The organism is Phenylobacterium sp. (assembly GCF_036402295.1).
Classification (GTDB): Bacteria; Pseudomonadota; Alphaproteobacteria; order Caulobacterales; family Caulobacteraceae; genus Phenylobacterium.
Window position 1 is genome coordinate 1 of sequence record NZ_DASWTE010000405.1, and the last position, 11,454, is coordinate 11,454.

The window sequence follows — 11,454 nt, forward strand, 5'->3', positions numbered from 1 at the left end:
GATCCGCAGCGAGACGATGCGGCTCTCGCGCACCAGTTCGCGGGTCAGGACCGAGGCCAGCAGGCGGGTGTCGATATTGCCGCCGGTGATCACCAGGCCGCACTTCTTGCCGCGGAACCGTTCGGGATAGGCCAGCAGGCCGGCCAGCGAGGCGGCGCCGGCGCCTTCGGCCACCGTCTTCTCGACGTTGCAGTAGAGGGCGATGCCGCGCTCGAAGTGCGGCTCCTCGATCAGCAGCACCTCGTCGATCAGCGGCCGGGCGATGGCGTAGGTCTGCTCGCCCACCTCCTTCACCGCGATGCCCTCGGCGATGGTCGAGGTCCCGTTGGTCTGGGCCGTGCGCACGCCGCGCATCTTGGCCGTGAACGAGGGGAACATCGCGGGCTCCAGGCCCACGATCCGGATGTCCTTCTTCACATGCTTGGCCGCGGTGGCCATGCCGGCGATCAGGCCGCCGCCGCCGATCGGGATCGGCAGGACCTCCAGGTCGGGCACGTCCTCCAGCATCTCCAGGGCCACGGTGCCCTGGCCCGCCATCACATCCAGATCGTCGAACGGGTGGACGAAGGTCAGCTCGCGCTCGGCGCAGATCGCCCGCGCCTTGGCCGCCGCCTCGTCGTAGCTGTCGCCTTCGATCAGCACCTCGGCGCCGTGGGCGCGGGTCTGCTGCACCTTCATGAAGGGCGTGGCCTTCGGCATGACGATGGTGACCGGGATGCCCAGGCGGGCGGCGTGGTAGGCCAGACCCTGGCTGTGGTTGCCGGCAGAGGCGGCGATCACGCCGCGCGATCGCACGTTCTCGCCCAGCTGCAGCAGCTTGTTGAGCGCCCCGCGCTCCTTGTAGGCCGCCGTGAACTGCAGGTTCTCGAACTTCACCCACACCTGCGCGCCGGTGATCTCGGACAGCGTGCGCGAGAAACGGCAGGGCGTGCGCTCGATATGACCCTTCAGCCGCTGTTGCGCGGCAAGGATGTCGTCGAAGGCGAGGGTCATGGGCGCGGCCGGCTGTTCGGAAAGGCGCGCAACCTAACGACGGCAGGGCTTTGCTGCAACGCAACGCCGCTTAAGCATCGAACTCCGCGACGAGATGACCGGGCGCCACCTCCTGCAGCTGCGGCGGCAGGACAGGCGTGGAGCCGTCCGCCGGCAGCCGCGAGGGCAGGAAGCGGAACGCGGCGCGCGGGTCCATCGGGCTGGGCGGCTCGCCGGTCAGCTTCAGGCGCTGGCGGGTGCGCTCCACGCCTGGGTCGGGGATCGGGGCGGCCGAGAGCAGGGCCTTGGTGTAGGGGTGCTGCGGCGCCTGCCAGATGCGGTCGCGGTCGGCGAGTTCAATCACGCGGCCGAGGTAGAGCACCAGCACCCGGTGGCTGATCTCGCGCACCACCGCCAGGTCGTGGCTTATGAAGATCATCGACAGCCCCATCTCTTTCTGGAGCTGGATCAGGAGGTCGATGATCTGGGCGCGAATGGAGACGTCGAGGGCCGAGACCGCCTCGTCGCAGATCACCAGCTTTGGCTTGAGGATCATCGCCCGGGCGATGCCCACCCGCTGGTTCTGGCCACCCGACAGCTCATGCGGATAGCGGTTGATCAGCGCCGGGTCGAGCTCGACGCGGGCCATCATCTCCCGCACCTGCGTCTCACGGGCGGCGCGGCCAAGCTCCGGCCGGAAGGCGGTGAGCGGCTCGGCGATGGACGTGCCGATGGTCATCCGCGGGTCGAGGCTGGCCAGCGGGTCCTGGAAGACGATCTGGAGGTCCTTGCGCGACGCCCGGATCGCCTCGCGGTCGGCGTGGGTGATGTCGCGGCCCATCAGGGTCACCGCGCCTTCGGTGGCCGGCAGGAGATTGAGCACCGCCCGCGCCAGCGTCGACTTGCCCGAGCCGCTCTCGCCCACGATGCCCAGCGTCTCGCCCTGGCGCACGGCGAACGATACGCCGTCGACGGCGCGCAGCATCCGCGGCCGGCCGAACAGGCCGTCGCGGATCGGGAAATGCACCTTCACGTCGCGCCCCTCGATCAGCACCGGAGCGTCCCCGCGCGTCGGCGCGATCTCGGGCCGCCCGCCGCGGTCGGCGCGGTCCAACCGCGGGATCGCCGCCAGCAGCGCGCGGGCGTAGTCGGTCTGAGGCGCGTGGAAGACGTCGGCCGCCTTCCCCTCCTCGACATAGGCGCCATCCTTCATCACGCAGACCCGGTCGGCGAGGCGAGCGATGACGCCCATGTCGTGGGTGATCAGCACCAGGGCCGTCCCCGTCTCGCGCTGCAGCTCGGCCATCAGGTCCAGGATCTCGGCCTGCACGGTGACGTCGAGCGCGGTCGTGGGCTCGTCGGCGATCAGCAACTCGGGTCCCGGCGCCATGGCCGCGGCGATCATCACCCGCTGGCGCATGCCGCCCGACAGCTCGTGCGGGTACTGTCGCAGGCGCTGCGCCGCGTCGGGGATGCGCACCTTCTCCAGCCACTCGCGCGCCCGCTTGTCGGCGTCGCCCCCTGAGAGGCCCAGGTGCAGCCGCAGCGGCTCGGCGATCTGCTCGCCGATCCGCACGTGCGGAGTGAGCGCCGTCAGCGGGTCCTGGAAGATCATGGTCATCTTCGATCCGCGGACGCGGTTCAGCTCGCGGGGCTTCAGGCCCAGCAGCTCCTGGCCGTGCAGCCTCACCGAGCCCGCCGCGCGGCCGTTGCGGGCCAGGAGGCCCATGGCGGCCATGAAGGTCTGGCTCTTGCCCGACCCGCTCTCGCCCACCACGCCCAGGGTCTCGCCGCGGGCCACCGCCAGCGAGACGCCGCGCACGGCGTTCACGACGCCGTCGTGGGTGTCGAAGTCTACCCGCAGGTCTTGGATCGTCAGGACGTCGGCCAACGGGCCCTCGCAAGCGGAACCATGGCGACCCTAGAGGCGGAATCAGGCTTTTTGAAACCCGAGCCCGACCCGCCAGCCGGTATGATCGTCCCGTGCCTGAAACCGCGCCCCTGAAGCCCGCCCTGTTCCTCGACCGCGACGGCGTGCTGAACGAGGACCGCGGCTATGTCTCCCGCTGGGAGGACTTCCGCTGGATTCCCGGGGCGCGGGAGGCGGTGGCGGCGTTCAACCGCGCCGGCTGGCTGGTGATCGTCGTGACGAACCAGTCGGGCGTGGGCCGCGGCTACTACTCCGAGGACGACATGCACGCCCTGCACGCCCGCATGCAGGCCGACCTCGCCGAGGCGGGCGCCCGCATCGACGCCTTCTACCACGCGCCCCAGCACCCGGAGGCGCCGGTCGAGACCTACCGCCACCCCGACCCGCCGCTCCGCAAGCCCAATCCCGGGATGATCCTGCAGGCGCTGCAGGACTGGCCCATCGACCGCGAAGCCTCGCTGCTGATCGGCGACAAGCCGTCGGACCTGGAGGCGGCGCTCAGGGCCGGCGTGAGGGGGGTGCTGTTCGAGGGCGGGGATCTGCGGGCGTTTCTGGCCAAGGAAGACCTGCTGCCACCGTGACGAACGTCAGGCGACGGCTCTGGCGCGCCGCCGCAGTATCGTTCCGGCAAGTCCGAAGCCCCCAATCATCAGCAGCCACGCCGCAGGCTCGGGCACATCGGCGACCCGATCGACAGACAGGGAATAGGTCACGGGGGTCGCACCGTCGAAAGCGCCGCTGAGGCCAATCCGGGCGTCCCAGAAGAACCCCTCGATGCGCTGGCCGCCGATCACCTCGCTGTAGGGACGGCCGATCCGGAAGGTCAGGGAGCCGTTCAGTGTCGGCGACGGGAAGAAATACTCGTTGTCATAGAGGTTGTCGTCGCCGCCCTGGTGCTCACCCGTCACGGCGTCGTAGAATTCGTAGCTTTCCATCAGATGGGTCGAGATGTGCCCTGCGCCTGGGCGCGAGAATGCGAAGCTGACCTCGTAGATTCCCGAACCGGCCGGTTGGAGCAGGGCCAGGAAGGCCTCGCCGGGCCCCGCCGGCGTGAACGTCCCGGTGACGGTGGCGGCAGACGCCGGCCCGCCGCCGGCGGCGAGGCCGATCGCGAGGGCGAGTCCAGTCAGACGGACGTGCATGGTGACCTCCTTTGTCTTGCTCAGGAGATAGGTCCCCCGCTAGCCCGGATATGATCCTCGTCAATCTGCCGGTTACCGCCCCTCCATCTGCGCCAGCAGTCGCTCCAGCGTCTCCAGCTCGTCTGCCTCGCCGGCCGGCTTGTCCCAACGGATGCGGCTGATGCGGGGGAAGCGCATGGCCACGCCCGACTTGTGGCGCGTGGAGCGCTGCAGGCCCTCGAACGCCACCTCGAAGACCAGGCCGTGGTGGGGCTCGGCGCGCACCGAGCGGACCGGACCGAACCGCTCGAGGGTGTTGTCGCGCACGAACTTGTCGATCTGCAGCAGTTCCTCGTCGGTGAAGCCGAAATAGGCCTTGCCGACCGGCGTCAGCGCCCGCTGACCCGCCTCGTCCTGCGCCCACACACCGAAGGTGTAGTCCGAGTAGTAACTTGACCGTTTGCCGTGGCCCCGCTGGGCGTACATCAGCACCGCGTCGACCAGGAATGGGTCGCGCTTCCACTTGAACCACGGCCCCTTAGGCCGGCCCGCCTCGTAGGGCGAATCCCAGCGCTTCAGCATCAGCCCTTCGGCGATCTGTGGGTCGCCGGCGGGCGGCTGGGCGCGCAGGGCCGAGAGCTCCGCCCAGCTTGCGAACGGCTGCACCGGCGACAGGTCGATCCGAGGGCTCGCCTCCTTGGCCACGAAGGCCTCCAGGCGCTTGCGCCGCTCGGCGAAGGGCAGTCCGCGAGTGTCCTCGGGCCCGATCTGCAGGATGTCGTAGGCGCGGATCGCGGCGGGGAAGGCGGCCATCAGCCTGGCGTCCACCGTCTTGCGGTTCAGCCGCTGCTGCAGGTCGGCGAAGGGCGCCACCTTGCCGTCGCGGATCACCAGCAGCTCGCCGTCGAGCACGCCCTCGTCCTCCAGCGCGCCCAGCACGTCGGGGAAGGTGCGCGAGATGTCGTCGCCCGTGCGGGTGTAGAGCCGGCGCAGGCCGCCCTCGTGCGCGGCCTGCACGCGGATGCCGTCCCACTTCCACTCGGCGGCGTAGTCGGCGGGATCGAGCTTGCCGAAGTCCACGGCCTCGTCGATCGCCTGGGCCAGCATCACCGGGCGGAAGCGCGCTGGATGCTCCGAGGTCGGCTTCTCCGACCGCCCCTCCAGCCAGGCGAACAGGTCCTCGTAGGGCGGCCTGAGCGCGTGCCACAGCTCTTCGATCTCGGCGGGCTCGACGCGGCCCAGCTCTGCGGCCGCCCGCTTGGCCAGGCGCGCCGTCAGGCCCACGCGCAGCGCGCCGGTCATCAGCTTCAGCAGCGCCCAGCGCTCGCGCGGCTCGCGCATGGCGTCGAGCCAGCCCTCGATCAGCCGCTGCACCTCTGTCCTGCCCGCCGTGCGCAGCGCCTCGATCACCTCGGAGAGCTGGGGCTCACGGTTGGCCCCCGGCCGGGCGGGCCACACCAGCGAGACCGCCTCGGCCAAGTCGCCCACGTAATCATAGCTCCACCAGAAGAGCTGCGGGTCCATCCGCGACTCGATGGCCTTGCGGATGAAGGCCGGCTTGGCGGCGTCGAACGTCAGGTCGCCGGTGAGCGCGGCCAGCGCCCAGCCGCGGTCGGGGTCAGGCGTCTCGCGCAGGTAGTCGCGCACCAAGGTGAGCTTGGCGTTCCGCGAGGCCGTCAGCGACAGCCGGTCGAGCAGTTCGGCGAAGGCGCGCATGGCTCAGCGTTCACACATAGGGCCTTCCGGCGCTTCGGATCAGGCCCCAATCGCCGCTGTTGCGCCCAACAGCTCGCCCGCAACGCGCGTTCCGGCGAATGACCACCGATGAGAACGGAGTCTTCACGGACTGCGGGCCATTCTCCCGCTTTCGCGTCGCGCGGGGAGGCAGGCGCGGGGATCCATGGAGCATTCGGTGGCCAAGCCGAGCGACCCATCTTTCGAGACGGACGCCCTGTTCCTGGGGCTCGCCGAGGCGACGCTGGACTGCGTCGCCGTGCTCGACGGCCGTGGCGTCGTGCGCTTTGCAAGCGACCGCGCCGTGGCCGAGCTGGGCGACACCGTGGCGCCGGGCCACGCCTGGGCCGACGTCTGGGGCCAGGAGCACTTGGGCGAAGTGGACCGCGCGCTGGCTGCGGCCCGCGCCGGCCGGCCGGCCCGCCTGCGCACCTTCCGCACCCGGCCGGGCCGCTCGCCCGAGTGGTGGGACACCACCATCGTCCGCGTGCCGGGCGCCGGCCAAGACCCGCCCCTTATGGCGGCCTCGCGCAACATCACCGCCGACATCGAGTCCCGGTCCCTGCTGGAGACCATCGTCGACCACGCGCCGGCGGTGCTGTTCGCCAAGGACGTGAACGACGACCGCTACATCATGATCAACCAGGCGGCCGAGGACTTCTTCGACCGCTCCCGCGAGGAGATGGTGGGCCGCACGCCCGCCGAGGTGTTCGACGCCGAGCGGGCCGCGCTCATCGCCCAGGTGGACCAGGAAGTCCTCACCACCGGCCGCGTCTACATCGAGGAGAAGCCGCATCAGACCGCGACCAGCGGCGAGCGCATCTTCAAGACCCGCATCATGGCCACCTTCGGCGACGAAGGGCCGCGCCACATCATCGGCGTCTGCGAGGACGTCACCGACGAGCGCGAGGTGGCCGAAGCGCTGAAGGCCGCCGCCGACCGGGCCGAGGCCGCCAACCGCTCCAAGAGCGAATTCCTCGCCAACATGAGCCACGAGATCCGCACGCCGCTGAACGGCGTGGTGGCGGTGGCCGACGTGTTGGCGCGCACCGAACTGGACGGCCAGCAGCGCGAGATGGTCGAGATCGTCCGCTCATCGGGCGCCACGCTCGAGCGCCTGCTGTCCGACGTGCTGGATCTGGCCCGCATCGAGAGCGGGGCCATCGAGATTCAGAAGGAGCCGTTCCACTTGGCCGAGGCGATCCGCGGCGTCGCGGGGCTGCTGTCGATGCGCGCCCAGGAGAAGGGCGTGGCGCTGGACGTCTCCCTGCCGCCGGAAGCCGAGACCTGGGTGCTGAGCGACGTGGTGCGGGTGAAGCAGATCGTCACCAACCTCACGTCCAACGCCGTGAAGTTCACCGAGCGGGGCGCGGTGCGCATCGAGGTGACCTGCGAGGGCGGCGAGCCAGGACGCCCCCTGTTCCGGCTGGCCGTGCGCGACACCGGCGTGGGCTTCGAGCCCGCCAACAAGGACCGCGTGTTCGGCCGCTTCCAGCAGGCCGACGGCTCGATCACGCGACGCTTCGGCGGCACGGGGCTTGGTCTCGCCATTTCCCGCGAGTTGGCCCAGCTGATGGACGGTGACCTCGACTGCGACTCCGAACCCGGTGTCGGCTCGGTGTTCTGGGTGACCCTGCCGCTCGAGATCACCGCCGCACCGGTCTCGGTGCTGGATACGGTCGAGGCGGCGGAGCCCGCGGCCGACCAGGGCCCGATGCGGGTGCTTCTGGCCGACGACCACCCCACCAACCGCAAGGTCGTGGAGCTGATCCTGCAGCCGCTGGGCGTGGAGCTGCTCTCGGTCGAGGACGGCCGCCAGGCGGTTGAGGCCTATTCCGCGGCCGATTTCGACGTGGTGCTGATGGACATGCAGATGCCGGTGATGGACGGCTTGGCCGCCACCCGCGCCATCCGCCAGGTCGAACGCCAGCTTGGCCGACGGCGCACGCCCGTGCTGATGCTCACCGCCAACGCGCTCCCCGAACATCTCGAGCTCAGCCGCAAGGCCGGCGCCGACCGCCACCTGTCGAAACCGATCACGGCGGAGAAGCTGATCAAGGCGCTGCTCGAAAGCGGCAGCGACGCCGGCGAGGAGATCCCCGCCGACGCCGCTTTCGGCTGAGCTCCGGCGGCTACTTCGTCGCCGGCTTGGACGGGGTCTGCGTCGCTTCGGGAGTCACCGGCTTGGCCGGATCGGTCGACGCCGTCGGCTCGACGGTTTTCGCCGGGTCCGTGCTGGCGGTCGTGTCCGGGGCGGGCGTGTCGGGGCTCGTCGCGACGGGACCGGGCGTCGGCTCCTTCTCCTTGTCCCAGGGCATCTTGCAGGCCGCGAGCGAACCCGCGGCCAGAACGACGAGCATCGCAGTCAGGGTCTTGCGCATGGATCACCTCCTGTATGGCGCGAGGTGACGGTAACGCTTTCGTGATCACGACTTCGTGATCGGGTTGTGCAGGCGCGGCGCAGATGCGGCCCGGCTTCCGCTCACACGGCCTGAACCGGCGCCGCCTTCCCGGGGAAGCGCAGCAGTTTCCACAGACGCCGCCTGAAGAACCACGCGATCGCACCCAGCAGCAGCGCCCACGGCGTGGTGATGGCCAGGATGTCGAGCATCGCCGCGACGCTGGCCGCCATCACACCGAAGAAGCCGCCTAGCGACTGGCTGAGCGGCGAGCGCACGGTGGGGCCGACGAGGTCGCCGGGGGCGTAGCTCAGCGAAATCTCCGACATCGCCACGCGGCCGCGCATGACCGCCAGTTGCGACTGGGTGGAGTCGATCTCGCCCTGGACCCGGGCCAGCTCGCGCTCGACCGAGAGCAGGTCTGCGAGGCGGCCGGGACGGTCGGCCAGCAGGGCCTGGAGGCGGTCGCGTAGGGTCAGCTTGGCGCGCAGCTGCGCCTCGGTGTCGACGATCTCGCGGCTGAGATCCTCGGAGGTGACGTCGCTGGTATCGATCCGGCCGCCGGCGCCCTTGGCGTCGCCTTCGAGGCCGTCGCGGAACGTCTTCAGCCACGTCGGCGCCGCGCGCATGGCGAGGTCGCCGCGGACGGCGCCGTTCCCCTGGTCGCGGATCGAGGTCGAGACCACTTGGCAGACGCGATAGCCGGCCGCCACGCAGGCCTGCTCGTGGCGGCGGCGCATGGCATCCACCTGCCGGTGCGGCAGAGACAGGCCGTAGCTGTAGCTGTAGGCCAGCATCGGGTGGCCGGCGGCGATACGCATGGCGGGCGAGGCGTCCGCGGCGGCGGGCTCGGCGGCCATGGCAGGGGCTGCCGCCGCATCGGCGGCTGGGGCCGCGGCCGCGTCGGCGGCGGGCGACATCGCGTATTTCGCAGCGACTCCGGGCGGCGGCGGGATGATCATCGCCATCTCGACCGGCCCCTCCTCCTTCTCCTTGCGCGAACAGGACGCGCAGGCCAGGGCCGCAGCGATGAGCACGAGGGGACGTTTCATGGCCATTCCTCCGATGGCCCCCGTCCCCACAAGCACAATATTACAGTTGTAGGCTAAATTACGGCCACGCTTCAATCGTCGCCTTCATCCTCGTAGCCGACCAGCGCCAGCGCCCGCGCCGGGATGTCGCGCAGCGCCGCCCAGCGGGCCAGCGCCTCCTCCCGGCCGTGGGTGATCCAGAGCTCGCCGGGGCGCAGTTCGTCGACCGTGGCGGTCAGCTCGTCCCAGTCGGCGTGATCGGAGATCACCAGCGGCAGCTCGACGCCACGCTGGCGGGCGCGGGCTCGGATCTGCATCCAGCCCGAGGCGAAGGCGGCGACCGGATCGGGGAAGCGCCGGCTCCAGCGGTCCTGCATGGCCGACGGCGGGGCGATGATGATGGCGCCGGCGAAGTCGGCCTTCTTCGTCGTGGTCGCCGGCTCCAACGGGCCCAGGTCGACGCCATGCCGCTCGTAGAGGGCGTTCAGCCGCTCCAGCGCACCGTGCACATGAATCACCCGGTCCCAGCCGGCCTCACGCAGCAGGCGGATGATCCGCTGCGCCTTGCCCAGCGCATAGGCGCCGACGATGTGGCTGCGCTCCGGGAACTGGGCCACCGAGCGCAGCAGACGGGCGATCTCGTCGCGGTCGTCGGGGTGGCGGAACACCGGCAGGCCGAACGTCGCCTCCGAGATGAACACGTCACACGGCACGAGCTCGAACGGTGGGCAGGTGGGATCCCGTCGCCGCTTGTAGTCCCCGGAGACGACCATGGTCAGGCCCTTCCAGCGCACCACCACCTGGGCCGAACCCAGGACGTGCCCGGCGGGGACCAGCGTCACCTCCACGGCGTCGCGGCTCACCACCTCGCCGTAGGCGGCGGGCTGCATGGCGCGGGCGAAGTCGAGGCCGTAGCGCTCGCCCATGATGTCCAGCGTCTGCGGCGTGGCCAGCACGGCGCCGTGGCCTGCGCGCGCATGGTCGGCATGGCCGTGGGTGATCACCGCCCGCTCCACCGGCCGCACCGGGTCGATGTAGAAGTCGCCCGGCACGCAGTAGAGCCCTTCGGGCTTGGGGCAGAGGAGGTCCTGCGGCCGGATCATGCCTCACCAATGTAGGCGCCCGCGGACGGCTCCGCCCAGCCCGCACACGGATTGACTTACGTATGCGGGAAGGGGCCTACCAAAGGGCATGGCCGAGACCTACGACACCGCCGCCCTCCCCGACCGCATGACCCAGTTCGTCCCGCATGCTGCGGCCCTGGGCATGGAGCTCGTCAGCATCGGCAGGGGCGTGGGCGTGATGCGCGCGGCCTGGCGCGAGGAGCTGGTCGGCGACCCCGAGACCGACGTGATCGCCGGCGGCGTGGTCACCGCACTTATCGATCACACCTGCGGCCTCGCGGTGAACTCGGCCAACGAGACGCCGATGCCGATCGCCACCCTGGACCTACGCATCGACTACCTGCGCCCCGCCAAGCCTCGCAGCGGCGTCACCGCCGAGGCCACCTGCTACCGGCTCACGCGCTCCGTCGGCTTCGTCCGCGCCCAGGCCTGGGACGACGACCCGGCCGATCCGCTGGCGACCGCCCAGGCCACCTTCATGCTGAACCCGCGGGGCTAGGGCATGGACGACGCTCCGATCCAGCCGGTCGACACCTTCCTGCAGCAGGTGCCCTACGCGCGGTTCCTCGGCATGCGGGTCGAGGTGGCGGGCGACGAGATGACCGCCATCCTGCCGTTCGCGCCCCACCTTATCGGCAACATGGTGTTGCCGGCCCTGCACGGCGGGGTGATCGGGGCGTTCATGGAGATGACCGCGCTCGCCCAGCTGTCGGTGATCGCGCCCAGCGCCAAGGTCCACAAGACCATCGACATCACGATCGAGTACCTGCGGCCCGGCAAGGCCATGACCATGTACGCCCGCGCCGACGTGCGGAAGGTCGGGCGCCAGATCGCCAACGTGCATGTCGAGGCCTGGCAGGAAGCGCGCGACAAGCCGGCGGCCGCGCTGCGCGGGCACTTCCTGCTGAGCGGGACCTAGGCCGCCGCGTCGCGATCGTCGCGGCGGTTGCGGGCGGTGTGGATGGCGATGGCCAGGTCGACCACCGCGACGGCGGCGACCGCCCCGAACGCGGCGTAGGCGATCTTGCGGCGAGGGTTGTCACGGCCGATCGCGCGGCCGAGCGCGGCCAGGTCCATCAGGTCGCCGCCGGCCCGCATCCAGAACCACGGTCCCGGCGGCACCGGCGAGAGCAAGCCGGCCCC

The 11,454-nt window shown here is 70.6% G+C and carries 12 protein-coding genes; 4 read left to right on the forward strand and 8 right to left on the reverse strand.

Features of this window, described 5'->3' with window-relative positions; all coding sequences use genetic code 11:
* Both VGD44_RS23545 and VGD44_RS23550 read right to left on the reverse strand, forming a co-directional pair.
* Positions 1-993: threonine ammonia-lyase (locus tag VGD44_RS23545; RefSeq protein ID WP_331090821.1), on the reverse strand; the 993-nt coding region annotated here is incomplete at its 3' end.
* Between the two features lie 70 nt (positions 994-1,063).
* Positions 1,064-2,863, reverse strand: coding sequence for a dipeptide ABC transporter ATP-binding protein (locus tag VGD44_RS23550; RefSeq protein WP_331090822.1), 1,800 nt, complete (start codon positions 2,861-2,863; stop codon positions 1,064-1,066).
* Positions 2,864-2,955: 92 nt separating this feature from the next.
* Between VGD44_RS23550 and VGD44_RS23555 the strand changes: the two genes are divergently transcribed.
* Positions 2,956-3,483 (forward strand): HAD family hydrolase, encoded by a 528-nt coding sequence (locus VGD44_RS23555; protein ID WP_331090823.1) that lies wholly within the window; start codon positions 2,956-2,958, stop codon positions 3,481-3,483.
* Positions 3,484-3,489: 6 nt separating this feature from the next.
* On the opposite strand, the gene VGD44_RS23560 is transcribed toward VGD44_RS23555, so the two are convergent.
* Together VGD44_RS23560 and VGD44_RS23565 are read right to left on the reverse strand one after the other, a co-directional pair.
* Positions 3,490-4,044: a PEPxxWA-CTERM sorting domain-containing protein gene (locus VGD44_RS23560; protein WP_331090824.1), complete on the reverse strand. Its 555-nt coding sequence runs from the start codon at positions 4,042-4,044 to the stop codon at positions 3,490-3,492.
* Between the two features lie 72 nt (positions 4,045-4,116).
* Entirely contained in the window at positions 4,117-5,739 is a 1,623-nt protein-coding gene (locus tag VGD44_RS23565) for a cisplatin damage response ATP-dependent DNA ligase (protein ID WP_331090825.1), read from the reverse strand.
* Positions 5,740-5,935: 196 nt separating this feature from the next.
* On the opposite strand from VGD44_RS23565, the gene VGD44_RS23570 reads away from it, so the two are divergent.
* Positions 5,936-7,879 (forward strand): hybrid sensor histidine kinase/response regulator, encoded by a 1,944-nt coding sequence (locus tag VGD44_RS23570; RefSeq protein ID WP_331090826.1) that lies wholly within the window; start codon positions 5,936-5,938, stop codon positions 7,877-7,879.
* A gap of 10 nt (positions 7,880-7,889) precedes the next feature.
* Here VGD44_RS23570 and VGD44_RS23575 read toward each other — a convergent pair whose 3' ends face one another.
* The 3 genes from VGD44_RS23575 to VGD44_RS23585 form a co-directional block, all read right to left on the reverse strand.
* A complete protein-coding gene (locus VGD44_RS23575) occupies positions 7,890-8,138 on the reverse strand; it encodes a hypothetical protein (RefSeq protein WP_331090827.1) in 249 nt (82 codons plus the stop codon).
* A gap of 101 nt (positions 8,139-8,239) precedes the next feature.
* The gene (locus VGD44_RS23580; protein ID WP_331090828.1) at positions 8,240-9,208 is read right to left on the reverse strand and encodes a DUF4349 domain-containing protein; all 969 of its coding nucleotides are present in this window, start codon (positions 9,206-9,208) and stop codon (positions 8,240-8,242) included.
* A gap of 71 nt (positions 9,209-9,279) precedes the next feature.
* Positions 9,280-10,290 (reverse strand): ligase-associated DNA damage response exonuclease, encoded by a 1,011-nt coding sequence (locus VGD44_RS23585; protein WP_331090829.1) that lies wholly within the window; start codon positions 10,288-10,290, stop codon positions 9,280-9,282.
* An 88-nt stretch (positions 10,291-10,378) separates the two neighbouring features.
* Between VGD44_RS23585 and VGD44_RS23590 the strand changes: the two genes are divergently transcribed.
* Together VGD44_RS23590 and VGD44_RS23595 are read left to right on the forward strand one after the other, a co-directional pair.
* Positions 10,379-10,810, forward strand: coding sequence for a PaaI family thioesterase (locus tag VGD44_RS23590; RefSeq protein ID WP_331090830.1), 432 nt, complete (start codon positions 10,379-10,381; stop codon positions 10,808-10,810).
* A gap of 3 nt (positions 10,811-10,813) precedes the next feature.
* The gene (locus VGD44_RS23595; protein WP_331090831.1) at positions 10,814-11,230 is read left to right on the forward strand and encodes a PaaI family thioesterase; all 417 of its coding nucleotides are present in this window, start codon (positions 10,814-10,816) and stop codon (positions 11,228-11,230) included.
* On the opposite strand, the gene VGD44_RS23600 is transcribed toward VGD44_RS23595, so the two are convergent.
* On the reverse strand, positions 11,227-11,454 hold a 228-nt coding region (locus VGD44_RS23600), incomplete at its 5' end, for a hypothetical protein (protein ID WP_331090832.1). The genes VGD44_RS23595 and VGD44_RS23600 overlap by 4 nt on opposite strands.